The 24,465-nt window shown below is 50.3% G+C and carries 22 protein-coding genes and 1 riboswitch; of the genes, 16 read left to right on the forward strand and 6 right to left on the reverse strand.

What is annotated here, in order from left to right; all coding sequences use genetic code 11:
- Positions 1–11: 11 nt before the first annotated feature.
- The 9 genes from IMCC21906_RS07810 to atzF all read left to right on the forward strand — a co-directional run bounded on the left by IMCC21906_RS07810 (position 12) and on the right by atzF (position 12,695).
- A complete protein-coding gene (locus tag IMCC21906_RS07810; protein WP_197085975.1) occupies positions 12–1,475 on the forward strand; it encodes a TonB-dependent receptor in 1,464 nt (487 codons plus the stop codon).
- Positions 1,476–1,784: 309 nt separating this feature from the next.
- Positions 1,785–1,946, forward strand: a riboswitch (guanidine-I (ykkC/yxkD leader).
- Positions 1,947–2,006: 60 nt separating this feature from the next.
- Complete coding sequence (locus tag IMCC21906_RS07820; RefSeq protein ID WP_047011700.1) at positions 2,007–3,047, forward strand: putative urea ABC transporter substrate-binding protein; 1,041 nt, start codon at positions 2,007–2,009, stop codon at positions 3,045–3,047.
- A 93-nt stretch (positions 3,048–3,140) separates the two neighbouring features.
- Positions 3,141–3,962, forward strand: coding sequence for an ABC transporter permease (locus IMCC21906_RS07825; protein WP_047011701.1), 822 nt, complete (start codon positions 3,141–3,143; stop codon positions 3,960–3,962).
- Entirely contained in the window at positions 3,962–4,735 is a 774-nt protein-coding gene (locus IMCC21906_RS07830) for an ABC transporter ATP-binding protein (protein ID WP_047011702.1), read from the forward strand. Before IMCC21906_RS07825 ends, IMCC21906_RS07830 begins: the two co-directional genes overlap by 1 nt.
- A gap of 2 nt (positions 4,736–4,737) precedes the next feature.
- Positions 4,738–5,448, forward strand: a complete 711-nt coding sequence (locus IMCC21906_RS07835; RefSeq protein WP_047011703.1) for an urea amidolyase associated protein UAAP1 — start codon at positions 4,738–4,740, stop codon at positions 5,446–5,448.
- Positions 5,449–5,472: 24 nt separating this feature from the next.
- Positions 5,473–6,126, forward strand: a complete 654-nt coding sequence (locus IMCC21906_RS07840; RefSeq protein WP_047011704.1) for an urea amidolyase associated protein UAAP2 — start codon at positions 5,473–5,475, stop codon at positions 6,124–6,126.
- Between the two features lie 42 nt (positions 6,127–6,168).
- The gene (locus IMCC21906_RS07845; protein WP_197085976.1) at positions 6,169–6,363 is read left to right on the forward strand and encodes a hypothetical protein; all 195 of its coding nucleotides are present in this window, start codon (positions 6,169–6,171) and stop codon (positions 6,361–6,363) included.
- 930 nt (positions 6,364–7,293) lie between these two features.
- Complete coding sequence (uca, locus tag IMCC21906_RS07855) at positions 7,294–10,899, forward strand: urea carboxylase (protein ID WP_047011707.1); 3,606 nt, start codon at positions 7,294–7,296, stop codon at positions 10,897–10,899.
- Positions 10,896–12,695 carry an allophanate hydrolase gene (gene atzF / locus IMCC21906_RS07860; protein ID WP_047011708.1) on the forward strand — a complete coding sequence of 600 codons (1,800 nt, stop codon included), beginning with the start codon at positions 10,896–10,898 and terminating at the stop codon, positions 12,693–12,695. Before uca ends, atzF begins: the two co-directional genes overlap by 4 nt.
- Positions 12,696–12,786: 91 nt before the next feature.
- Here atzF and IMCC21906_RS16825 read toward each other — a convergent pair whose 3' ends face one another.
- The 4 genes from IMCC21906_RS16825 to IMCC21906_RS17230 form a co-directional block, all read right to left on the reverse strand.
- Positions 12,787–12,942: a phage integrase N-terminal SAM-like domain-containing protein gene (locus IMCC21906_RS16825; protein ID WP_156166015.1), complete on the reverse strand. Its 156-nt coding sequence runs from the start codon at positions 12,940–12,942 to the stop codon at positions 12,787–12,789.
- A 45-nt stretch (positions 12,943–12,987) separates the two neighbouring features.
- The gene (locus IMCC21906_RS07865; RefSeq protein ID WP_047011709.1) at positions 12,988–14,019 is read right to left on the reverse strand and encodes an FUSC family protein; all 1,032 of its coding nucleotides are present in this window, start codon (positions 14,017–14,019) and stop codon (positions 12,988–12,990) included.
- Positions 14,020–14,030: 11 nt separating this feature from the next.
- Positions 14,031–15,194, reverse strand: a complete 1,164-nt coding sequence (locus tag IMCC21906_RS07870; protein WP_082117407.1) for an HlyD family secretion protein — start codon at positions 15,192–15,194, stop codon at positions 14,031–14,033.
- A gap of 463 nt (positions 15,195–15,657) precedes the next feature.
- Positions 15,658–15,807: a phage integrase N-terminal SAM-like domain-containing protein gene (locus tag IMCC21906_RS17230; RefSeq protein ID WP_082117408.1), complete on the reverse strand. Its 150-nt coding sequence runs from the start codon at positions 15,805–15,807 to the stop codon at positions 15,658–15,660.
- 241 nt (positions 15,808–16,048) lie between these two features.
- Between IMCC21906_RS17230 and IMCC21906_RS07875 the strand changes: the two genes are divergently transcribed.
- From IMCC21906_RS07875 to IMCC21906_RS07900, 6 genes are all read left to right on the forward strand, one after another.
- Positions 16,049–16,531 carry a hypothetical protein gene (locus IMCC21906_RS07875; protein WP_047011710.1) on the forward strand — a complete coding sequence of 161 codons (483 nt, stop codon included), beginning with the start codon at positions 16,049–16,051 and terminating at the stop codon, positions 16,529–16,531.
- A 113-nt stretch (positions 16,532–16,644) separates the two neighbouring features.
- A complete protein-coding gene (locus tag IMCC21906_RS16315) occupies positions 16,645–17,544 on the forward strand; it encodes an HNH endonuclease (protein WP_052763437.1) in 900 nt (299 codons plus the stop codon).
- A gap of 10 nt (positions 17,545–17,554) precedes the next feature.
- Positions 17,555–18,022, forward strand: a complete 468-nt coding sequence (locus IMCC21906_RS07885) for a hypothetical protein (protein WP_047011711.1) — start codon at positions 17,555–17,557, stop codon at positions 18,020–18,022.
- Between the two features lie 63 nt (positions 18,023–18,085).
- Entirely contained in the window at positions 18,086–18,856 is a 771-nt protein-coding gene (locus IMCC21906_RS07890) for a RusA family crossover junction endodeoxyribonuclease (protein WP_047011712.1), read from the forward strand.
- A 99-nt stretch (positions 18,857–18,955) separates the two neighbouring features.
- Positions 18,956–19,468, forward strand: a complete 513-nt coding sequence (locus IMCC21906_RS07895; protein WP_047011713.1) for a hypothetical protein — start codon at positions 18,956–18,958, stop codon at positions 19,466–19,468.
- A gap of 139 nt (positions 19,469–19,607) precedes the next feature.
- Positions 19,608–19,913 carry a hypothetical protein gene (locus tag IMCC21906_RS07900; protein ID WP_047011714.1) on the forward strand — a complete coding sequence of 102 codons (306 nt, stop codon included), beginning with the start codon at positions 19,608–19,610 and terminating at the stop codon, positions 19,911–19,913.
- A 273-nt stretch (positions 19,914–20,186) separates the two neighbouring features.
- Here IMCC21906_RS07900 and IMCC21906_RS07905 read toward each other — a convergent pair whose 3' ends face one another.
- Both IMCC21906_RS07905 and uxaC read right to left on the reverse strand, forming a co-directional pair.
- On the reverse strand, positions 20,187–21,665 hold the full coding sequence (locus IMCC21906_RS07905) for a mannitol dehydrogenase family protein (RefSeq protein WP_047011715.1): 1,479 nt from the start codon (positions 21,663–21,665) through the stop codon (positions 20,187–20,189).
- A gap of 21 nt (positions 21,666–21,686) precedes the next feature.
- Positions 21,687–23,102 carry a glucuronate isomerase gene (gene uxaC, locus IMCC21906_RS07910; RefSeq protein WP_047011716.1) on the reverse strand — a complete coding sequence of 472 codons (1,416 nt, stop codon included), beginning with the start codon at positions 23,100–23,102 and terminating at the stop codon, positions 21,687–21,689.
- Positions 23,103–23,212: 110 nt separating this feature from the next.
- Between uxaC and manD the strand changes: the two genes are divergently transcribed.
- A complete protein-coding gene (gene manD, locus IMCC21906_RS07915) occupies positions 23,213–24,421 on the forward strand; it encodes a D-mannonate dehydratase ManD (protein WP_047011717.1) in 1,209 nt (402 codons plus the stop codon).
- Positions 24,422–24,465: the final 44 nt, after the last annotated feature.

Raw genomic sequence — 24,465 nt, forward strand, 5'->3', positions numbered from 1 at the left:
TTTTCGAGGTTGTGCAGAGGTTCCATAGTTTTCTGCAGTTTACCTTACGGGTTGATCACGATATTAATGACAGCTTGACCTTTACGTCTATTACGGCGGTTTCAGAGTATGAAGAAGATTACTCGATGGATCGCGATGGCACCACGCTGGAAAATATGGGCATCAATTCTGTCGGCAGCGTAGACAGCTTGACTCAGGAGTTGCGTCTGTCTGGCAACACGGACCGCAGCCAGTGGTTGCTGGGTGTTAATTATGCCACCAATGATGTCGTCAGTGATGAAACCGTTCTCGTCGGGGACTCAACCAATGTGGCGCTGTTGCCCGGCGGTCCTTTTATCGATAATGCGACCACCAGTATCACCCAGGACATAAAGGATATTGGTATTTTCGCCAACCTCGAATACGATCTGAGTGAGCGTTTTACACTGCTAGCCGGTGCTCGCTACACAGAGAGCAGCAATGACTTCTCGGCCTGTAGTCATAGCCAGGATCCGGGTTTGAATGCCACTTTTGCTTTTGTCTCTGATGCCCTGCAGGGCCAAGCTCCGGGCACGACTGTTATCGCTCCAGATGAGTGTGTGACCTTGGATGCGACCACTGTTCAAGTAACTCGAACGCCTTATACCGACTCGCTGGATGAGGATAATGTGTCATGGCGTTTGGGCCTGAATTATCGGGCCAGTGATGACCTGCTGTTATATACCTTGGCATCTAAGGGCTATAAAACAGGCAGCTATCCCATTCTTCCTGCATCGACAAACGCGCAGTTTGAAGCTGTCACGCAGGAATCTGTTCAAGCGCTTGAGGCGGGTTTGAAATGGAGTTTGCTGGATCGTAAAGCCCAATTGAATTCGGCGGTGTTTTATTACGAGTACGATGACAAGCAGGTACGGGGCAGTGTCAAAGACCCAGTTTACAACCAGCTTGACCGTTTGGTGAATATTCCTGAGTCCAGCATCCAAGGGATTGAAATGGATTTCACCTACAGTCCTATCGACGGTTTGTTGCTGCGGGCATCGGGAACTTACGTGGATACCGAAGTGAATGAGTGGTACACCTTTGTTAACCCAACCACGGGTCAGGATGAAGATGGTCTGAATGGCCTGAGAGAGCAGGGGGATTTCAGCGGCTCTGAATTGCCCTTTACCCCAGAATGGCACTTTGTTGCAGATGTGGATTATCGCTGGCCAGTTAGCGACACCCTCGGCGCATTCGTTGGTGCTAATTTGCTCTATAACAGCGAAGCCAATTCCACCTTTGGTGACCCGGAGCAGACACGCATCGACAGTTTCGCAACCCTGGATCTGCGGGCCGGGCTTGAGTCACTGGATGGACGTTGGACTGCCACTGTCTGGGGGCGGAATGTCACTGATGAATACTACTGGAGTAATCAGTTTGTGACCCAGGATGTCGTGGTGCGCTACGCGGCCAAGCCAGTGACCTACGGCATCAGTTTCGCCTACAACTTTATGTAATGATATTGCCGTCATTAGGACAAAAGTTATGACCTGAGCGACGATATATCAGTACCACCATAAAGGCCTGTTCAATGGACAGGCCTTTTGTTTGTTGGCGTCGAAGTAAGAAGATAATCGTTGAGTTATTGTGGTGCATGCGCTCTAAAGTGGTGCTTTCCTGGCTTGGGTTGCTCCTTGATCAGCGGTTCGCCTTGGCGGTAAAACACGCTGATTTAGCGGGTTTTATGCAAAAAAAGAGGCTTGGCACGAAACCTGTATTAGTGATAATGTCCGCACTCTTGGTGAAACAGGACGCAATACAATTTAAAAATGGAAGGCTAGGGTTCCGGTTGTGGTTTGGATTTTTAAACTGCAATGACTGGTCCGAGAGCTTTCGACCTTCGCACACTTCTTTCTGATTTTTTTCAAAAGTAGTGTCAGGCTTCGGCCCTCAGCAAGGTTACACGGCGGGACAAAAGCCCGGGAGACGATCGGCGATTTCGCCAGGAGTGCTCCGTAATCTGTGTAACAAACCGCTGGAGGTTTGCAATGAAGCGACTCGCTGCTTTACTACTCACACTGACGTTCTCGTCATTCTCATCGGCTGCAGATAGCTTTAAAGTCTGTTGGTCTATCTACGTTGGTTGGGTGCCCTGGGGCTACGCCGACGAGCAAAAAATCGTTGATAAATGGGCCAAAAAATACGGCATCGAAATCGACGTGGTACAAATTAACGACTATGTCGAATCCATTAATCAGTATACCGCTGGCGGTTTTGACGCCTGCACCATGACCAATATGGATGCGCTGACGATTCCTGCCGCAGGTGGCGTGGACAGTACTGCGTTGATTGTGGGTGACTTTTCCAACGGCAACGATGGCGTTGTCCTGAAAGGCAGTGACAGCTTGGCGGATATCAAAGGCCAGCGGGTTAATTTGGTTGAGCTAAGCGTATCTCACTATTTATTGGCCCGTGGCCTCGAATCTGTGGGCATGAGCGAGTCAGATGTCACGGTGGTTAACACCTCCGATGCCGATATGGTCGCGGTCTTTCCAACCTCGGGTGTGACCTCGGTAGTAACCTGGAATCCGCTACTCAGCGAAATACTCGAAATGCCCGCCGCCAATAAAGTTTTTGATTCCTCGCACATTCCCGGTGAAATTATCGACCTGTTGGTGATCAATACCGAGACCCTCAAAGCCAACCCCAAATTGGGTAAAGCCTTGACCGGTGCCTGGTATGAAATTATGGCGACTATGAGTGGCGAGAGTGAAACAGCCGTGGCTGCCCGCACGGCAATGGGTACCGCGTCGGGTACCGATTTGGCGGGTTATGACGCCCAGCTTGCCAGCACCGAAATGTTTTTTGAGCCTTCTGCAGCGGTGGAATTTACTAACAGCGCGGCGTTAAAAGAAACCATGAAAAATGTTGCGGAGTTTTCTTTTGCCCACGGCCTTTTGGGCGAGGGCGCGCCAGATGCTGGTTTTATCGGTATTGAAACACCCGCAGGTGTTTATGGTAATCCCGGCAATATTAAATTCCGCTTTGATCCCAGTTATATGCAAATGGCTGCCGACGGCAAACTGTAAGCCCTCCGCTGAGTGGTGGGCATTATTTTTATGGCCACCACACATTGTTAAGCCACGGGCATTACAGCCAATGCCCCTCATTTAGAAGGCAATATGAAACGACTCATCAACCAAAGCCCTAACCGCGTCTGGCGTGTCGGCCTGGCATTGTTGCCCTTTGCCATTTTGTTGCTGCTGTACATCTCGGCATCAGAGGCGCGATTGGCCGAGAATGCCTATGACAAATTGCTGCCCAGTTTTGAGCAAATGGGCGATGCTATTCATCGTTTGGCCTTTGAGCCCAGTAAGCGCAGCGGCGACTATTTGTTTTGGCAGGACACTGGCAGCAGTTTGCGTCGCTTGGGCTTGGGTATGTTGATTGCCGCGTCGTTGGGAATGTTTTTGGGCTTAATGACCGGCGCCATTCCACTGCTAAATGCCTCGTTTGCACCGCTGCTGACGATTGTTTCGCTGGTGCCACCAATGGCGTTGCTACCCATTCTGTTTATTGTGTTTGGCTTGGGGGAGTTGTCTAAGGTGGCATTGATCGCGATTGGGGTGACGCCTTTTGTCGCCAGAGATATTCAAAAGCGGGCATTAGAAATACCTCGGGAGCAATTGGTCAAGGCGCAAACCTTGGGGGCAAACAGTGCTCAGATTATCTTACGGGTATTAATTCCCCAGCTGATGCCTCGGCTGATTGATGCGGTGCGATTATCGCTGGGTAGCGCGTGGTTATTTCTGATCGCCGCCGAGGCGATTGCTTCCACAGATGGCTTGGGTTATCGGGTATTTTTAGTGCGCCGCTATCTGTCGATGGATGTGATTTTGCCCTATGTGGCCTGGATTACCTTCCTCGCTTTTCTGATCGATTATGCCTTGGTCAAAATCAGTCACTTTGCCTTCCCCTGGCATGCGCAGCAGGAGGGTAAGTAATGATTGAGGTAAAAAATATCTGGAAGCGTTACGGCCATAATGTGATTCTGGAAAATATTTCCGCCACCGTTAAAGAAGGGGAGTTTATTACTCTCGTCGGCGCATCTGGCTGTGGTAAATCCACCTTTCTAAAAATGCTGCTGGGGACAGAAACACCCTCACAAGGCAGTATTCTTATTGATGATAAACCCATTCCCGCTGAGCCGGATGCCGAGCGAGGGGTGGTTTTTCAGCAATACTCCGTGTTTCCACATATGACAGTGTTAGAAAACGTCGCAGTTGGTCGCGCGTTTGAAAAAACCAAGCTGGGTTTTCTTTTTGGTGCTCGTAAAAAGGCAGCGCGGGCCGAGGCTGCCGAGCTGTTGGACATAGTGGGCCTGAGTCATATGCAAGACCGCTATCCCGATGAGCTATCCGGCGGTATGCGTCAGCGTTTGGCTATTGCCCAGGCACTGATTTTAAAGCCCCGCATTCTTTTGCTAGACGAACCTTTCGGCGCATTGGATCCCGGTATTCGCGCCGATATGCACGAGCTGGTATTGAATCTGTGGCGCAAACACAAGCTCACTATTTTTATGGTTACCCACGATTTGAAAGAGGGCTTTCATTTGGGCACTCGGCTATGGGTATTCGATAAACTTCGTGTCGACCCTCAAAGCCCTAATGCCTATGGCGCCGGTATTACCTACGATTTACCGGTGGGCGTGTGCGGTGACGAACTGCTGAATGAAATTGATCAAAGCCTGTCCGCCAATGCGGCAGAGGAACTGTAGTGATGGATGTTTATAAAACCCAAATTCCCGCCGGTGGCCACTGGTCGCTGGAAGTGCGCAAGGGCACGCAACTGACCCTCACCGATATTAATGGGAGTGGTAACGCGGGAATGTTGTTCTACAACCCCCGCAATTTACTGGAACGCTATAACGCCCCCGACACCTTAAAGTGCCAGCACACCTTTAAGCTCACGGCGGGCCACTGCCTGTATTCTGATATGGGGCGTATTTTTGCTTCGGTGATTACCGATACGGCCGGCTGGCACGATACCGTTTGTGGCAATGCCAATGCGAACATCGTGGCTGAAAAATGGGGTGCCAGAGATTACCAAAATCATCGTAATCACTGGCATCAAAATGGCTACGATGCCTTTTTAACCGAGCTGACCAAATACGGCTTAGGCGCTGCCGATATGGCCGCCAATATTAACTGGTTCAGCAAAGTTGCCACCGATGCCCAAGGCAATATGCAGTTGGTCAGCGGTCATAGTCAGCCCGGTAGCCGCGTCACTCTGCGTTTTGAAATGGACACACTCGTTGTGCTTCACGCATGTCCTCATCCTTTAAACAGTGCGGCTGAATATCCACGTTACGACATTGGTATTGACATGGCTGTTGCCACGCCGATGACAGAAGATGATCTCTGTTTAAACCACTGCGACGAAAACCGTCGTGGTTTTGCCAATAACGCCCTCTACCATCTTGGCGCTTGATTACCGGGTAAACGGGAGACATATATGATTAAAGAAAGTGCATTACAGCCCGCTAGCGCCATCTTCAATGAAGTGATTGGCGCTGGGGATTACTACTTGGGTAAAGTCAGTGCCGGACAAACGTTTCGGATATTGGATTTAGAAGGCAATCAAGCCGCAGATACCTTGTTTTACAGTGCCGCCAACCCCAGCGAACGCTATAGCGCCACCGACACTATTCGCGAGCAGGGCAATGTTTACCTCACCGCTGGCAGTGTTTTACGCAGTAATGAAAACAAGCCTATGCTAGAAATTGTGGCCGATACCTGCGGTCGTCACGACACCCTCGGCGGCGCCTGCGCCACAGAAAGCAACACCGTGCGCTACGACCTGGAAAAACGTTGCATGCACGCTTGCCGGGATAGCTGGATGCTCGCCATTGCCGAGAAGCCCGAGTACGGTTTATCCAAACGGGATATTACCCACAATATTAATTTTTTTATGAACGTACCCATTACCGAAGACGGTGGTTTGAGTTTTGCCGATGGCATTTCCGGGGCGGGAAAATACGTGGAATTGAAAGCCCTGATGGATGTGCTGGTGTTGATATCCAACTGTCCGCAGTTGAATAATCCTTGTAATGCATACAACCCCACACCGGTGGCGTTTTTGGTTTGGGATCGCCAAACCGGGGCTTAGTAGGTGGGCGCTTTTATTATGCACGTTGTCGAGGAAGATTTTTTGTTGAAAGCTTTTGTTTCGCCCAGTTGGGCGACTCACTTCTTTTTGCGAAAAAAAGAAGTAAGCAAGAAAATTCGCCCCCAATCACTCGGCCTGCGGCTTCCCTGCGCTTCTCGAAATCCAATGGGAAACGCTGCGGAACTCGCTTCGCTCAAACAGTCCTCGCTAAAAGCCATTCCCAATGGATTTCTGTGATGCTCGGCGAGCTCAAAGGGGGATAGAAAACATTCGCGGTCGGCGCCCGCTCCTACGAAGGGCAATACCTTGTAGGAGGCCGCGCCGAGGCCGAAAAGCTGACTCGCGGAAGATGATGAAGCCAGACGTTCAACAAAACGAGACAAAACTGTTATCAAAAGTGAATTACGACAGGGTGCCTAGACCAAGCCCCTGAAGGCCAAAAACATTCGCGGTCGGCGCCCGCTCCTACTAAGGGCAATACCCTGTAGGAGGCCGCGCCGAGGCCGAAACGCTGACTTGCGGAAGATGATGAAGCCAGATGCCCAACAAGGCGAAACAAATGCTTTCAGCAAAACAGTGAATTACGACAGGGGACTAGAACAAGCCCCTGAAGGCCAAAAAACATTCGCGGTCGGCGCCCGCTCCTACGAAGGGCAATACCCTGTAGGAGGCCGCGCTGAGGCCGAAACGCTGACTTGCGGAAGATGATGAAGCCAGATGCCCAACAAGGCGAAACAAATGCTTTCAGCAAAACAGTGAATTACGACAGTGTGCCCAGACCAAGCCCCTGAAGACCAAAAATATTCGCGGTCAGCGCCCGCTCCTACGAAGGGCAATACCGTGTAGGAGGCCGCGCCGAGGCCGAAGAGCTGACTCGTAAAAGATGAGCAAACCAGACGCCCAACAAGGCGAAACAAATGCTTTCAGCAAAACAGTGAATTACGACAGGGTGCCCAGACCAAGCCCCTGAAGACCAAAAAATATTCGCGGTCAGCGCCCGCTCCTACGAAGGGCAATACCTTGTAGGAGGCCGCGCCGAGGCCGAAAAGCTGACTCGCGAAAGATGAGCAAACCAGACGCCCAGCAGGGCTAATAAACAAGGAAACAACCCCAGTGGACGACCACTGGTGAAAAAACTGAGCGGGACGGCCCGCAAATGGAAGCCCCATGTTCAATAAAGTATTGATCGCTAACCGTGGCGCCATCGCCACCCGTATCCAGCGCAGCTTGAGGTCGCTCGGCGTCACTTCGGTCGCGGTTTATGCCGAGGCAGATGCTCGCAGCCTGCATGTACGCAATGCCGATGAGGCTTATTCCTTAGGGGACGGCGGCGCTGCGGATACGTATCTTGATGCCGATAAAATCCTGCAGATCGCTAAAGACTGTGGCGCGGGGGCGATTCATCCCGGTTATGGTTTTCTCAGCGAAAATGCGAATTTTGTTCGCAGTTGTGAAGCGGCGGGCATTGCGTTTATTGGTCCTACTGACGAGCAGATGCTGGCTTTTGGTTTAAAACATCGCGCCAGAGAAATTGCCGAGTCCGTTGGGGTGCCGCTACCCCCCGGTACCGGTTTGCTACTGGATAAAGACGAAGCCTTGGCCAATGCCGAAAAAATAGGCTATCCGGTCATGCTGAAAAGCACGGCGGGGGGTGGTGGCATTGGTATGCAGGTCTGCCACAGCACTGACGATCTGGCGGGAGGCTTCGATAAAGTTAAAAAACTGGGTCAAAGCAACTTTGCGGATGATGGCGTATTTATTGAAAAATTTATTGCCCGCGCCCGACATATCGAAGTGCAGGTATTTGGCGACGGCAAAGGCAAGGTGATTGCTCTGGGAGAGCGAGACTGCTCCGCCCAGCGACGCAACCAGAAAGTAGTGGAAGAGTGCCCTGCACCGAACTTGCCAGACGAGGTGCGTGCACAGCTCCATCGACAGGCAGAGGAATTGCTCTCTGCGGTCAAGTACCGCAATGCGGGCACGGTGGAGTTTATTTACGATCAAGACAGTCAGCAGTTTTATTTTCTGGAGGTGAACACCCGGTTGCAGGTGGAGCACGGGGTGACAGAAATGGTCTGGGGAGTGGACCTGGTGACGTGGATGCTGCAACTTGCGGCGGAAGAGCTCCCGGATCTGGCATCCTTAAAAGCAGGGCTAACAGCGAAAGGTCACGCCGTGCAAGTACGAGTGTATGCCGAAGATCCATTCCGCCAGTTTCAACCTTGCGCGGGTTTATTGAGTAAAGTCAGTTTTCCGGAAACAGTCAGCGACGGTCAGCTACGTATTGATCATTGGTTGGATAGCGGCATTGAAGTGTCACCTTTTTTTGATCCCATGCTGGCCAAGGTGATTGTGCATGCCGATAATCGCGACAAAGCCATGTCAGGTGTTGCCGAGGCGCTGAACAAAAGCGAACTGTATGGCATCGTTAGTAATGTCGACTATTTATCCAGCCTGCTGCAAGACCCATTGCTGAAACAGGGTTTAATCACCACCCGCTACCTCAATGATTATCGCTGGCAACCGCTGCGCATGGATGTGTTACAGGCGGGGACCCAGACGACCATTCAAGATTATCCGGCACGAACCGGTTATTGGGATGTGGGGGTGCCGCCCTCGGGTCCCTTCGACAATTATTCCTTCCGCTTGGCGAATCGCTTACTGGGAAATGATAAAAGGCTAGCGGGGCTGGAAATAACCCTGCAAGGTCCAAGTCTGCAATTCAGCACCGATACTCGAATCGCCATAACCGGCGCCGAGATTCCCGTCAGTATTGATGGGAAAGCCGCTGCCATGTGGCAGGTATTGGATATTAAAGCCGGACAAACCGTCAGCATGGGCCGTATTCAATGCGGTGCCAGAGCGTATTTGGCGGTGGCTGGCGGCATTCAATGCCCGGAATATTTAGGCTCCCGTTCAACCTTCACCTTGGGGCAGTTTGGTGGCCACAGTGGTCGCGCTCTGCGAGTGGGAGATGTATTAACCCTTAGCCAGCCTGGGTCGTCTCCAGCGGCCACGCTAGTCGACAGCCTTAAACCTGACATCGATAAGCAATGGCAGCTCAGGGTGATTTATGGTCCCCACGGCGCGCCGGACTTTTTTACCGATGATGATATCGCCACGTTTTTCAGCACTGATTGGGAAGTGCATTACAACTCCAGCCGTACTGGTGTGCGCTTAATCGGTCCCAAACCCAAGTGGGCCAGAGACAGCGGCGGCGAAGCGGGGATGCATCCCAGCAATATTCACGACAATGCCTATGCCTTCGGCACGGTGGATTTTACCGGCGACATGCCGGTTATTCTGGGGCCAGATGGTCCTTCCTTGGGAGGCTTTGTTTGCCCAGCTACCGTGATTACGGCCGACTTGTGGAAGTTGGGTCAGCTTCGTGCGGGGGATACTTTGCGGTTTGTGCCGGTCAGCATTGACGATGCGGTTTTGGCAGAAAAATCCCAGACAGAGGCCATTGACGGTCTCTCTGGCGAGCTCCCTGTTAGCAATTCCCTTAAGGCACTGCCTTCGCCCATTGTTCAGCGTTTACCCGCTGAGGAGTTTGGCGATGAGATCGTTTACCGGGTCGCCGGAGATCATTTCCTGTTGGTGGAATACGGCTCCTTGGAGTTAGACATTCGGCTGCGGTTTCGGGCTCATGCCTTAATGCAGCACTTGCAGGCCAAGCCTATTGCCGGGGTGCGGGAAATGACACCGGGTATTCGCTCCCTGCAACTGCATTATGATTCCCAGCAAGTGTCATTACAGCAATTGCTAACGAGCTTGAAAACGGTGGAAACCAGCTTGGCTGCCCAGCTGGAAACCCTGAGTGTGCCGTCTCGCACTGTGTATATCCCCCTGAGCTGGGATGACGAAGCTTGCCACTTGGCGATTAAAAAATATCAACAATCAGTGCGTGAGAACGCCCCTTGGTGCCCAAGCAATCTTGAATTTATTCGCCGTATAAACGGCCTCGACAGCATTGCTGAAGTAAAAGATATTGTATTTGATGCCTCTTATCTGGTGATGGGCTTGGGGGATGTGTATCTGGGAGCGCCGGTGGCGACGCCGGTCGACCCACGACATCGTCTGGTCACCACCAAGTACAATCCTGCTCGAACCTGGACGGCGGAAAACTCTGTTGGCATTGGCGGTTCGTATCTGTGTGTTTACGGCATGGAAGGGCCGGGTGGCTATCAATTTGTTGGCCGTACGTTGCAAATGTGGAATCGCTATCGCCGCACCGCAGAATTTACCGAGCCTTATTTACTGCGCTTCTTTGACCAAATTCGTTTTTACGAAGTGAGCCAGGAGGAGCTGCTGCAAATTCGTGATGACTTCCCGCTAGGCAAATACAGCTTGCGTATTGAAGAGGGTGAATTTTCGCTTTCTGACTATCAAACCATGCTGCAAAACAATGCTGGAGATATTGCCGACCACAGCCAGCGCCGGCAGCAGGCCTTTAATGAAGAGCTGGCCCGCTGGCATCGGGATGGGCAGTTTCATTATGAAGCGCCAGAGATTGATGCCGCAGCAGAAGCGGTGGCCTTGATAGAAGGTGAAATTCCGGTGGATAGCGCCGTTGCCGGTAGCGTCTGGCAGTGGTTAGTCAAGGAGGGTGAAGAGGTCAAAGTAGGGCAGCCGCTATTGCTGCTGGAATCGATGAAAATGGAGATTTCAGTCTTCGCCCCGGAAGCCGGGCAGGTCAAAAAATGTGTGTTAAAAGAGGGCGCAAGGGTCGCTGCTGGCCAAGCTGTGGTGATTTTGGAGGCGCTGTCATGAACTTATCCCTAAATACTTTAAGGTCTGCCTACCAGTCTGGCGCGACCAGCCCCCGCGCTGTTATCGCTGAAATCATCAAGCAATGCGAGCAAAGCCAAGATCACAATATCTGGATTTATCGCCTGTCGACCGAAGAGCTGGAGCCTTATCTACAAAGGCTGGAAGCCTGCGCGCCAAACAGCTTGCCGCTATACGGCATTCCCTTTGCGATAAAAGACAATATCGATTTAGCTGTAGTGCCCACCACCGCAGCCTGCAAAGAATTTGCCTACACGCCAGAAAAATCGGCTTTTGTGGTACAGCGTTTAATTGATGCCGGGGCTATTCCAGTAGGAAAAACCAATCTAGATCAATTCGCCACGGGGCTGGTCGGCACCCGCTCGCCCTATGGCGCCTGCAAAAACAGTTTTGATCCGCAACAAATCAGCGGCGGCTCCAGTTCAGGTTCTGCGGTAGCCGTGGCAATGGGTATGGCCAGCTTTGCATTGGGCACCGACACCGCCGGTTCCGGCCGGGTGCCTGCCTGCTTCAATAATTTGGTGGGGGTTAAACCCAGCATTGGTTTGTTATCGGCCAGCGGTATGTTGCCCGCTTGTCGCTCGCTGGACTGCATGACGATTTTTGCCTTACACAGTGACGATGCCGCGCAAATACTCAATGTGGCAGAAGGCGAAGATGACGCCGATGCCTACAGCCGAGCAAATCCCTTTGCCAATAGCGCCAGGCATTACGGCAAGCACACAGGTCCACTGCGGCTGGGGGTAATGAAAGCCGAGCAGTTGCAGTTTTTTGGTCATCACGGCTATCAACGCTGTTATCAGCAATCCCTCAAGGCAATAGCTGACAGCGGTATAGAACTGTTGGAAGTGGATATGTCCGCTTTCTTGGAAGCGGCTCGATTACTCTATGAAGGACCTTGGGTGGCAGAACGTTATTTAGCCACTATGCCCTTGATAGAAAACAAGCCCGCAGCGCTGTTAGATGTTACCCGAACGATCATTAGTAGCGGTGCAGAGGGCACAGCAACCAACGCTTTTGCCGCCCAGTACAAGCTCAAAGCCCTGCGAAAACAGGCACAACAGGTTTTGGATAGTGTAGACGCCTTACTCACCCCCACCGCAGGCCGACCCTATAGCATCGATGAGCTCAATGCCGATCCTATTACCCTCAACAGCAATATGGGCTATTACACCAATTATATGAACCTGTTTGATCTAGCCGGAGTGGCTGTGCCCACCGCTTTTACTGATCAGGGTTTCCCTTTTGGTTTAACACTGGTTGGCGAGTCTTTTACAGACCGGTATTTATTATCCATCGCCAACCGCTTGCAACAGCAGTTTCAATTGCCGCTGGGTAAGGAGCAGGGAGCGTATCCCGGTTTAAGTGACGCCCCAGTTGCCACTAATCAATCGATTGCCGTTGTGGTGTGCGGTGCCCATCTGGAAGGCATGCCCCTGAACTGGCAGCTCAGCGAACGAGGCGGCAAACTATTACAGAAAACCCACTCTGCCCCAGACTATAAACTCTATGCCCTGGCCGGTGGCCCACCTTTTCGTCCCGGTATGGTTGTTGCGCCAGAAGGTGAGGGTGCCGCGATTGAGGTGGAAGTCTGGTCCGTGCACGCTACGGAGTTTGGTAGCTTTGTGGCCGGCATTCCCGCGCCACTGGGTATTGGCAAAGTAAAACTCGCTGATGGCAGCCTGCTAAGCGGCTTTATTTGCGAAGCGTCCGGTTTGGCCGGGGCGGAGGACATTACACATCTTGGCGGCTGGCGAAAGTATATGGCGACAAAATAAGCTTCTTTGTTGATTCCCCCATAGCTTGGTCAGCTGTTTACCCCTATAACGGTTGGAAAGTCACATTTGCGATCAGTCAATGTTTTACATGTTAAGGGACTTGAGCAGTAGAGCTGTTCAAGTCCCTTACTTCATTGTGCTTCAGTGCCAGAAACTCAAGAAATTGCTTTACCGCCTCACCACCCAGTGTTGAGGGGTGTACCTTGTTGTGAAAACGGATAAAGTAAAGAATCCAGTATATCTGCACTTCTGGGCGGCTTTATTGTGAATCATCGGATTCATACGAATGGCGCTAGGCTTTAGTTTGGGGTTGTCGTAATTGCCTGCCAATAATTAACGACTCAAGCAGGCTTGTTAAAAACGCGGCTGTAATTGCGCCAGCCAATGTTAATGCAATGCGCACAATGGCTGATTCAAAGGGCGATTGACTGCTTAAACCACCAATGGTTAACGCAATCATTACGGAAAACGCAAATTGGTACACCATTGACGGATGGCGGCCGTTCATCATGCGGCTAGCAAAAAAGAGGCCGCCGAGAAAAATAAGTAAAAGCAGAATGGCAAAATGCGCCATTAAAGAAAACAAGGCCACGATAAGCAGCGCCATACCTCCGCCAAGTACGGTTGCAAAAGTGCGCTCCTTGGCTTCAGCAAAGAGCTGTTCGCGGCTCGGGAAAACCAATACGAAAACGGCGGCCATCGCCAGCATAACGCTAGTTTCGTCTACCACGGTATAAAGCCAAAAGGTTTGCAAAAGTAACACCGCTCCGCGGATTAAGGCCTGTAACATAATATGTTCACCTGGTGCGGGCGGGTGAACCTCAATCATTTTTTCTGTGCTTACTGGTGGCATAAGTAAATAGAGCAGGGGTGTGGTAACAAGCGCAACCAAGCTGCCTTCAATAAAGGCGTCGCGCATAACCTCCATGGCCATGAGGGAGTTCATGCCCATGATCGACATCAGTACCGTGACAATAAGAATGAGCATGCCGATGGGGTTGCCGGTTTTGAGAATTAGGTAATACGCCAGAACGTATAGCATTCCAATAATGCTGATGAGTACCGCGGGCATTGGTCTAGTGAGTGAAACGAGGCCAGAAAAAACCACGATCATTACAATCATGACAAGGGGCCCGCCAAAGGCTTTTTGGGGGGCAAAGCGCTTTCGCATTCCAGCCATCATACCAACTGCAAGTGCCGGAATGAGCATTGGCATCGGCGACTGTAAAACTACGGCGATAATGAAGCCAAGTGTTGCGGCAGAGGCAAGGCGAACGGCGAATAAAGGATCATCTTCGACTCTTGGGCGAGGGGCTACGTACATTATTTATACACTCAATACAGGTATGAGAGCCATGAGCGAAGCCGCAATAGGCCTGCTGAGATCCATGCGATCGGATTCTCAGTTCCCTCTGCATAAATAACGACGCCCACTTTTCCCCCAGCTCTTGCCGCCTTAGGCCAGTCATCAAGACTGCCATCTAATTCAATGTGAACGGGAATACGTCGCGCTGGTTCAAACCATTGGTTTTCTGGGCTGTTTTGGACTAAGCCCCCAGCGGTCGGTCGACCCGGATCGATACCCCAGGCAATGCTCTGTACTTGACCAGAAAATACTCTGCCTGGAGCGGCGTCAAATAGAATCTCTGCCCGATCACCTGGCTGGACGTTGCCCAATTGATTTTCCCGTAGATCGGTGGTGACCCAAGCTCCGCGGCCATCAAAAAAGGTGAGGGCGGGGGCCCCTGGTGAGACGTATTGGCCAATTGCTAACTGTAAATTGGTAATTGCTCCTCGGGTTGGTGCGGTGATTGTAGAAAACTGCAGATCCAGTAGCGCTTGCTCGAGCCGTATTCGCGCTGCTTGAACTTCAGGGTTTGATGCACCTTGTTCACCTAATGCCAGCATGGCACTTTCCAAATCGGCCGTGGCGCGATCCAGCTGTGCCTGTGCGGTTCTCAGTTCTGCCCTGGTATTGTCTGCCTGAGATTTAGAGACGAGCCCTCGCTCAGCTAGTGCGAGAGTGCGGTTGGTGCTAGAACGCGTATTTTCTAAATTAGCTCTGGCTTGGCTAACCGCCGCCTGTGAAGAGACGATGGAGGCAGCAGATGCCGCAGTAGATTGTAATGTTTGAGTTAGGCTTGCCTTTGCCTGTTGAACGGCAAGTTCAAATTGGCGCGGATCTAGTTGGAATAGGGGGGTGCCGAGCTCAACAATATCTCCGTCTTTAACGAAAACCTCGGTGACCTGTCCTGCAACTCTTGGGGTTAGTTGCGTTACATATCCAGCTACTGCGCCTCGTGCAGAATAGGGTGCTAGCCGATCTGTTGCGACATACCACGTTACTAAGGTGACGGTAAAAATAAGCAGTAAAACACCTACTTTGGCGGCAGGGTTACGTGGCGTTGCGTTTGCCGGTACTGCCTTGCTTTTAGAGGGGTCGCCAACGGTGTCCGATTGGGAGGGAGTAACAGTTTTTTCAGGCTGATCGACCGCCATACATGCTCCTGTCTTTGAAGGTAAGTCCTTGTCATTCTCAATAAGATACTTGTTTTTGCTATGGATTGGCAGGTGTGTGTATTGAACAGTGAGAATTAAGTTCAGAGTAAAATATTGGCTTGAATCGATAACGAAAGGTTCATGAAAAGGGGACAGATTTATTTTTGTTTAAACCGAAACCGCGTGAAAATAAACCTGTCCCCTTTTCTGCTTTATCTGTGAAGCGTCTGGCTTGGCCGGGGCGGAGGATATTACTCATCTTGGCGGCTGGCGAAAGTATATGGCGACAAAATAAGCTTCTTTGTTGATTCCCCCATAGCTTGGCCAGCTGTTTACCCCTATAACGGCTGGAAAGTCACATTTGCGATCAGTTGATTTTTTACATGTTAAGAGACTTGAGCAGTAGAGCTGTTCAAGTCCCTTACTTCATTGCGCTTCAGTGTCAGAAACTCAAGAAATTGCTTTATCGCCTCACCATCCAGTGTGAGGGGTGTACCTTGTTGTGAAAACGGATAAAGTAAAGAATCCAGTAAACGTAGGCTTCCTCGGTGCGCTTGCCGTAATGCCGCGCCCGTAAGTGATCGCGAATGGATTGGATAAAAGCGGAAGCCATGGCACACTTCTTGTGCTGGGATTTTATACAGAATTAGCCGATTCTGCGGTTTGTGTAAGGATAGGTGTCAAATTGACGCCTTTGGCCAGGTGACTGGTGCAGGTCAAGAAAGGAATTCGATAAATAAACAAAGGGATAGCCAATGAGTTTAAAAAAACCTTCCGTGGATATATGTCAGATTGACGTGTTTAAACACGTCATTTTGATGTTGAATTAGCTGTTATGTAACAAAGGAAGTGTCGTGCGGGAGATAGACATTGATAATCACAAAGGGGTCTTCAGGGAAATAGTTTCCCCAAACTTCGCTGAATTCTATGATTATTACCGGACTAATTCAGACACGAATACACTACGATTGGCTGAAACGTATCGGCGGCTAGTCAATCTAGTTCTCACTATAAATCATCAATCTGACAAGGTTGCAAACGCAATAGGTATAAGTAGTGCCTATCAGCTCATCCAGAATATTAAAGAAACGTATCCCGAAGAGGGCTGTGCCTTAGACTCAGTCAGGAAGCTTGCGAACGATGTTAAGCATTCAGCCAGGCTAATCCAGCATTCTGGATACAGGGGTCCTTCAGTTGGCGACCCAATAGATTACCCGGATACTTTGCCGGAATGGCAAGTGGAATCGCCAAACGGAGAATCTTTTGAAGCATGTGAAAGTGCAATAAAAGCCTATGTTTTTTGGGCAAAATACTATGCTGGCGAAAGGAGCATATAGCATTGTTACATAACAAGAGCCGGCAATATGCTCCCTGCGGTCGCCGGACACCAAAAACGCTGCGCTTATTTTGGCGCCGTTGCGGCTGTCGTTAGTGGTCGAGGCGTGAAGACATGAATGTAATATCAGAAAACAATGAAGTCTTGAATGCCTCAGTTTCGATCCAGGAGATTAGCGGAGTATTTGGCCTTGTTATGGAGTCAAGAGGTGGAGCTAGAGGAAAGCCAAACGAACGAAATACTGACTATTTCCCCGCGCTAGATGCATTGTTAGTACGGCTTAGGAATAGGGGGCTAGATAAGATACGTATTCACATTGTTTCTTCTAAGGCTTTGACCATCTGGAATCCAGGTGAACGGACAATTGAGGTAGACGGAAATCGTGATATTTTTCTCAAAGGCACAGATCTAAAAGACTTACGTGGAAAAATATCTAAAGCCCAGCAAGAGAAAAAGGAAGACCCTAACAGCAAAGGTGGAAATCCTACTAAGCGCATATTGATTGAGGCGAACCTGTCAGAGGGCGTATGGAAGGAAGTCATTTTTGGAGCTGATGCTACGACGATACCAATATCAGAAGATGACGTAGAAACAGACGCCGAGGAGTTTTCGCCAGAAGATGCGGAAAAATCTAAGGAGAAGATTTCAAGGGCTGTTGCTCTTCGGAGAGGTCAGCCGAAATTCCGTAAGCAGCTCCTCAATATGTACGAGAGTACTTGTGCGGTTACAGGTACTTCACTTCCACCAATTCTTGAGGCTGCTCACATTGTTCCATATATGGGTGAGAAGACCAATCATGTAACAAATGGAATCCTTTTGAGGGCTGATATACATACGCTGTTCGACCTAGGATTATTGGGTATAAACCAGAGTTACGAGGTGGTGGTTTCGTCCTCGATGAAAGAGACCGAATATGAAGCCTATAACGGTAGAAAGATTAAGCTTCCCGAAAATGAGGCGGAGTGGCCGAGCTTGCCTGCACTCAAAAGCAGGCCTTTGCCAAGTAGGCACTAACAAGCGCATTTTGTCGCAGCGCAAAACAGCCGCGCCCTGCTGGGACGGCTTACGCGTTGCTTCAGCCGTCCCAAATGCGGGCGTTAAGCATCAATACGTCAAAAAGGAGCGCATTATCAAACACTTAATTTTAGGTATCTCAGTACTACTGTTCGGTCTATTTATCGGTAGTGTGGGTGTCGCATCAGCAGGGATCGGCATAGGCATCCCGATGATTCCTCTTGGTATTTATCTTAGCTACCGAGGCTGGCGTATATACAAACACGAAGAAGAAACCCATGATTCTAATATTTTAAACCCCGAAGCTCTTGAGCCATTAGAAAAAACAAAAATGGGTAAAGTGGGTTTGGGAATCTTGTTTATTCTTGTTGGTGTTGGCACCTCGGCTCAACTTATTGGTATTCCAATACTGGGTGTAGGCCTTTGGTTTATTTACAAGGCGTATGAAGTTGAAATCAAGAAAATGCTTAAAAAGTAAATGGTGCGGGACAAAATGCTGCGCATTTCGCCCCACATTAAAGCGTTAGGCGCTAAGTGAAAAATGGTTACGCTCACAATCAAAACGGACAACTGCGACACCGAAAATTTCTACAAAGTAGAGGCGTCTGCGAACAGCGAAGTGGAACTTCGCATTGCGTTTGATCGGATTGTTAGCGTTCAGTCCAAGAAGAAGACACGAGATGAGTTATGTTCTGCGATTCAGGCGGAACTGGCGAAGTTTAAGTGGATATGCGCGGGCCCGGTAAATGTCGAGTTCCTTTGGTATCTCCACGGTACGCAGAGGCAAGAAACTGACAAGGTAGGCGATCTCGACAATATCACAAAGCCGATTCTCGACGCCTTAACAGGGGCCGCAGGCTTACTCATTGATGACTCTCAAATAGGGTCGCTGCACACCTTTTGGCAGTCGAGGAACCACCAGACAGAAAAAGATGTTCTCTACATCCGCCTACAGTTCATTAACGATGAGTGTTTGAAGAGAGAAAACTTGATCTTTGTTCAGTACGCGGGCGCTGTGTGCCTGCCACTCAACGTTGATTTTGAGTGCATGAGAGATCTTGTCGCGGGGCTGGTGATAATCAAGGCTCGATTGCATCATCGAAAGACGGCGGAGAAGATCAAAAAACCAGGCTATGATGCTGATCGAATGTTAGTGGTGTCTTCTTGGGATGTTCACAGAACTAGGCTTGGCGGGTTCGATTCGTCCAACATCTACCAGTTGGACGCTTTCAAAGCTAAATGTTGCGAGAAGGGGTTGTCATGGCGAGCGCTTCTCAAACAATTTCGGGAGCTTAAACATGCGCGCGCCTAACAATTCGTTGCACCGGACATTTGACCCGCAGCCCATTTTTTCTGCCGCAAAAATAGGCATCGCCTCAAATACCGTTGAGCTCAAGCGTTAGAGCTCCCCATGACTCATCGTTACTATTATATTGATTCGAGCGGCCCGGATACAAATCTTCAATTATATTCATTGCAGCAAGCGAAACTGTACTGGTCAGCTCTGGAGAAAGATCTTGCAGAAAATGATCAAGTTGAGCATTTTCATGAGCGATGTGTTTTTATTATCTGCACAATGGGCCTTAGTGTTTCGCAGTTACTTGGTCAGAATATTATGGAACCAAGTGAGAGAGTACCTTCACCATCGATGATATTTAAGAGTTTGATAAATAAACATAAATTGGAAGGTAGCCTGAAAGAGCAGTTCAGAGAGTTTATAAATACATATGACCATTGTCGGCATTTTGGGCTTACGAATGATGGAAGCAGGCATTGGGAGGTAAGCCAGGTAACCTTAGAAAAAACCAGGAAGATGTATAAGTTCGGGTTACTGGTTTGGGAAACTGTAATTGGAATTTTTCGTAAAGAGCCAGGTAGTGAACTTGATGATTTAGATTTAGAAGGAATCGAGAATGAGATCTAACAAGCCGCTGTTGTCGCCACTATCAGATTTGAAATCGCGTGAAAAAAAATCTGTCCCTTTTTACTGTTTGAGACGTTAAAATCAGTGATTTCCCGCAGCGTCAATGTACTTAATGAAAAATAAGAAATGAGACCAATTCTTGAAAAATCGTGTTAAACATTTTCTGCTAGTTGGCGTCTCATGGTTTCTTATCGTCATCGGTGTGGTGTTTCTTATTTCTCCGATACCAATTGGGGTGTTTTTTATTGCCTTTGGTTTATCGTCGCTGATTTATAGCAGTGACACGGTGGCCCATAGAATTGCCAATTATCGCGGGTGTCACGCGAAGTTGGACGAGCAATTAAACTGGGTTGAAAGGAAGCTGAATAATCGAGTTAGCTTTGTCAGTGATGCCTTGGCTAAAACCCGCCCCATCGTGGATGAGGATAATGGCAGGGCCTGTTAACACTAATTGGATTGTCACTGTTGAGGCTAAAAAAGCGCCAATCTCGGCGCGAGGAGAGCAGTTTGGTCATTCCAAATAAACGACGAGCAACACAGAGTGGTGCTTTTTTAGCCTCAACCCGCAGGGCTGGGGCCATTTATGCCTCCAGCGTTGTTGCCAGCCACTTGTTTAGAATGACTAAACGGCGTGTCTGTCGCCTAGCTGGAGGCAAAAATGACCGCCAGCAGTAATAATCCAATTAGTGTTAACAGGCCCTAGATAAGTTTTACAGCATTATTGCTTATCATGATTTTGATACAACTCGATTGCCTGAACAATTCCCTGTTGCTCAAATGCCGTTAGCCAGTTTTCAATGGCGATAAAAACCTCGTCTTGAGCGGCAATATCTTTGGGAAAAAGACCGTTTGATTCTCTGAGTGCTGGCAGGGCGTTTTTTGCCGAGTTGTTATGCTGCGCAAAAATGGCGTCAAGCTGTGTCGCCATTGGGTCGTTAATGGGGTAACGATTGCCTGTTTCATCTATGCCCTGTAAGTAACGCAGCCACGCGGCCAGTGCGGCGGTGGTGATGACGATAGGGCCCTTGTGTTGCCGTTGCCAGCGTAATATAGGAAACAGCCTGTTGGGGATTTTCTGGGAGCCGTCGATGGCGATTTGTTGGCAGCGGTGTTGCAGGGCGCTATTGGCAAAGCGTTGCAGCAAGCTTTGCTGGTAGGCCTGTAGATCAAAATCAATAGGCATAGACAGGGTTGGTGCGGCTTCTTCTGTCATGAGCTGTTCTATCGCTTTGCGCAATACCGGATTGGCGATAACGCGGTCGACGGTGTTGTAGCCGGCTAGGCAGCCGAGGTAGGCAATGGCGGAGTGGCTGGCGTTTAACAGCCGTAGTTTCATGGCTTCGAAGGGGGTAACGTCAGTCACATACTGTGCGCCGACTTTGTCCCATGGGGGCATGGGGCCAGCGAAATTCTCTTCGATTACCCATTGGCAGAAAGGCTCGCTGAAGACGGCGGCTTGATCTTGATAACCGAGGTCCGTGGCTAGGTCTTGAATGTTTTCTGGCGTGGTCGCAGGCACAATGCGATCTACCATGGTAGCTGGAAAGCGACAGTGGCTATCTATCCAGTCGGCTAAAGTGGGATCAATCCGGCGGCAAAATTGTAATAGCGCACTGCGGAGTTTTTCGCCATTCCCGGAAATATTATCGCAGGAAATAATTGTTAATCCCGGCTTGTGTTGATCTCGCCGGGCTGCCAAGCCTGCTGCCAGAAATCCTAATGCAGTACGAGGCTGGGCTACATTTTTTAGATCGTGTTGTACCTCGGAATGTTGTTCATCTAGCTGCTTACCATCGGGACGGAGGCAATAGCCTTTTTCGGTAATGGTCAGGGTGACCACCTGTGTGGCCGCCGCCGCTAATGCGCTGATGACCTGCTCTGGTTGCTGCGGAGCGATAAGGACCTTGGCCAATGCGCCGATAAGTTGCTGGTGACGATGTACCCCTTCAGAAATGATCAGGGTGTAAAGATAATCTTGTGGCGCAAGTTGATCGTGCACCGTGGGGCTGCGCAAACTCACACCGATAATACGCCAGTCGCCACCAAACTGGTTTAACACTTGCTCGGTATACCAGGCTTGGTGAGCACGATGAAAAGCGCCAAGCCCTAAGTGGACAATACCCGCACGGTGTTGTTCGCGTTGGTAGTTGGCTTGCTTTATAGCATTAGCCAAGCGGCTGTTTTGATTAAGGCGCATGCAGTGTCCTGTTTGTATTGCTTACAAGTGGTAGGCGTTTTTAGCAAGGCTATAACTGAGTTCTGTGGCCAGTGTTACGGCCTCGGTTTCTGTCAGTCGATGATCGGCGACCAGTTCGGCGAGAAAGCTGCAGTCTATTCGCCGGGCGACATCGTGGCGGGCGGGAATAGATAGAAAGGCGCGGGTGTCATCATTAAAGCCAACCGTATTGTAAAAGCCGGCGGTTTCGGTGGTTTGCTGTCGATACCGACGCATACCCTCGGGGCTGTCGTTAAACCACCATGCCGGGCCGAGCTTGAGGCAGGGGTAATGCCCCGCCAAGGGTGCTAGCTCGCGGGCATAACGGGATTCGTCAAGGGTAAAAACAATCAGTCTGAAATCTGGATGGTTGCCAAAGCGATTGAGTAGGGGCTGCAGTGCCTGGACGTATTCTGTGGCAACGGGAATATCACCACCTTTGTCCCGGCCGTATTGGGTAAAGACGAATTGATTGTGGTTGCGATGGACGCCGGGGTGGAGTTGCATCACCAAGCCATCGTCCACGCTCATGGCGGCCATTTCGGTTAATAACTGGGCGCGGAACAATTCGGCGTCGGCACTGCTGAAATGCTGACTGATGATTTTATGAAACAGTTTTTCACATTCAGCCAATGACAGGTTTGCGGTGGCGGCGCTGGGGTGGCCGTGATCGCTGGCAGTGGCGCCGTGTTGTTGAAAAAATCGCCGACGTTGACGCAGTGCGGCCAGATAGCCAGACCAGCTTGTGGTGTCTTCATTTGTTAGCTCGCCAAGGCGAATGAGATTATCGGCAAAACCTTCGTAGCCTGGGTCGACAACCGGATCGGGTCTGAAGGTGGTAATGACGCGGCCCGACCAGTCGCTTTGTTGGATGTTGGCGTGGTGTTGCAAATCATCCAATGGCGATTCGGTGGTGGCCAGTACTTCAATGTTAAATTGCTCAAACAGAGCCCTAGGGCGAAAGTCATCACTGGCTAGCTGGGCGTTTATTTGCGCAAAGTAGTGATCGGCGGTGTCGCTATTTAACACCACGTCGAGCTTGAAGACCTCTGCAAAAACATGATCCAGCCATAGCCGTGAGGGTGTGCCTTGAAACAAATAATAATGTTTGGCGAACAGTAGCCAGCTGTCTTCCGGGTCGATATTGCTCACATTGCCATCAACGTTGGGGATGCCCAGCGCATCCAGCGATACCCCCTGACTGTAGAGCATACGAAACACATAGTGATCGGGGCGGATCAACAGCTCGGTGGCATTGGTAAAGGAATTGTTGTCAGCAAACCAGCGGGGGTCGGTATGCCCGTGGGGGCTGATAATGGGCAGATTTTTGACGGTTTGGTAGAGAAATCTGGCAATACTACGAATGCGGTCGTCGGCAGGAAAAAGCCGATCGGGGTGTAATACTAGCGGGGTATTCATGATCTTTTCCTAATATTGCGATTCCCTCTATCTAATGTCATTTATGTTTAACTTTTGTGACCTACATTGGACAGTCTCAAGGTGTTAATTGGGAATGCCCAAGGGTCTCTATGAAAATTATCGATGCAAGAGTGATTGTTAGCTGCCCCGGACGCAACTTTGTCACGCTAAAAATAATCACCGACGAAGGCGTGTATGGCATTGGTGATGCCACCCTGAACGGCCGGGAGCTGGCGGTGGTGTCGTATCTTCAAGACCATGTGCTGCCCTGCTTGATAGGTCGCGACCCTCAGCAGATAGAAGATATTTGGCAATATCTCTACCGGGGCTGTTACTGGCGGCGCGGTGCGGTAACCATGACCGCCATTGCGGCGGTGGATGTTGCCCTCTGGGATATTAAAGCCAAACTGGCCAATATGCCGTTATATCAACTGCTGGGCGGCCGCTCTCGCGAAGGGGTGATGGTTTACGGCCATGCCAATGGTGCCGATATTAACGAGACCATTGATGAAGTGGGTCGTTATATCGACATGGGATACAAAGCGGTGCGAGCCCAGTGCGGTATCCCCGGTCTGCCGTCAACCTATGGCGTGTCTGGTGACAAGATGTATTACGAGCCAGCCAATGCAGACTTGCCGGAAGAGAACGTCTGGTCCACGGAAAAATACCTGCACCATGTTCCCAAACTGTTTGAAGGCTTGCGGGACAACTACGGTTTTGACGTTCATCTGCTCCACGATTGTCATCATCGCCTATCCCCCATAGAGGCGGGACGCTTGGGTAAAGACCTGGAACCTTATCGTTTGTTTTGGTTGGAAGACACCGTGCCTGCCGAGCTGCAGGAGCGCTTTCGCCTGATTCGTCAGCACACCACCACGCCGCTGGCGGTGGGGGAAGTCTTTCATTCCATTTACGACTGCAGCACCTTAATCAGCGAACAGTTGATTGATTATATTCGCGCAACCGTTGTTCATGCCGGGGGCATTAGCCATGTACGGCGGATTGCGGCGCTGGCTGAAATCTACAATGTTCGCACCGGCTTTCATGGGGCGACCGACTTGTCGCCAGTCACCATGGGTGCCGCGCTGCATTTTGATACCTGGGTGCCCAACTTTGGCATACAGGAATATATGCGCCACACCGACGCCACCGACGAGGTTTTTCCCAGTGATTACACCTTTGAGAATGGTTATTTGAAGGTGGGGGATACACCGGGACACGGTGTTGATATCGACGAAAATCTTGCAGCGGAATACCCCTATCAACGTGCTTATTTGCCGGTGAACCGTTTACAGGACGGCACGCTGTTTAACTGGTGATGTGATGAACGAAGCGCAGCTATTCAGTGTGAATTCTTAAAAAG

The organism is Spongiibacter sp. IMCC21906, from assembly GCF_001010805.1.
GTDB lineage: Bacteria > Pseudomonadota > Gammaproteobacteria > Pseudomonadales > Spongiibacteraceae > Spongiibacter.

Bases quoted from the DNA above. Each gene is read 5' to 3' on its own strand.
- IMCC21906_RS07835 (WP_047011703.1), top strand. From the start codon at position 4,738: ATGGATGTTTATAAAACCCAAATTCCCGCCGGTGGCCACTGGTCGCTG.
- IMCC21906_RS07890 (WP_047011712.1), top strand. From the start codon at position 18,086: ATGGTTACGCTCACAATCAAAACGGACAACTGCGACACCGAAAATTTC.
- atzF (WP_047011708.1), top strand. From the start codon at position 10,896: ATGAACTTATCCCTAAATACTTTAAGGTCTGCCTACCAGTCTGGCGCG.
- IMCC21906_RS07870 (WP_082117407.1), bottom strand. From the start codon at position 15,194: ATGGCGGTCGATCAGCCTGAAAAAACTGTTACTCCCTCCCAATCGGAC.
- uca (WP_047011707.1), top strand. From the start codon at position 7,294: ATGTTCAATAAAGTATTGATCGCTAACCGTGGCGCCATCGCCACCCGT.
- IMCC21906_RS07830 (WP_047011702.1), top strand. From the start codon at position 3,962: ATGATTGAGGTAAAAAATATCTGGAAGCGTTACGGCCATAATGTGATT.
- IMCC21906_RS07840 (WP_047011704.1), top strand. From the start codon at position 5,473: ATGATTAAAGAAAGTGCATTACAGCCCGCTAGCGCCATCTTCAATGAA.
- IMCC21906_RS07905 (WP_047011715.1), bottom strand. From the start codon at position 21,665: ATGCGCCTTAATCAAAACAGCCGCTTGGCTAATGCTATAAAGCAAGCC.
- IMCC21906_RS16315 (WP_052763437.1), top strand. From the start codon at position 16,645: ATGAATGTAATATCAGAAAACAATGAAGTCTTGAATGCCTCAGTTTCG.
- IMCC21906_RS07895 (WP_047011713.1), top strand. From the start codon at position 18,956: ATGACTCATCGTTACTATTATATTGATTCGAGCGGCCCGGATACAAAT.
- IMCC21906_RS17230 (WP_082117408.1), bottom strand. From the start codon at position 15,807: ATGGCTTCCGCTTTTATCCAATCCATTCGCGATCACTTACGGGCGCGG.
- manD (WP_047011717.1), top strand. From the start codon at position 23,213: ATGAAAATTATCGATGCAAGAGTGATTGTTAGCTGCCCCGGACGCAAC.
- IMCC21906_RS07825 (WP_047011701.1), top strand. From the start codon at position 3,141: ATGAAACGACTCATCAACCAAAGCCCTAACCGCGTCTGGCGTGTCGGC.
- uxaC (WP_047011716.1), bottom strand. From the start codon at position 23,102: ATGAATACCCCGCTAGTATTACACCCCGATCGGCTTTTTCCTGCCGAC.
- IMCC21906_RS07865 (WP_047011709.1), bottom strand. From the start codon at position 14,019: ATGTACGTAGCCCCTCGCCCAAGAGTCGAAGATGATCCTTTATTCGCC.
- IMCC21906_RS07820 (WP_047011700.1), top strand. From the start codon at position 2,007: ATGAAGCGACTCGCTGCTTTACTACTCACACTGACGTTCTCGTCATTC.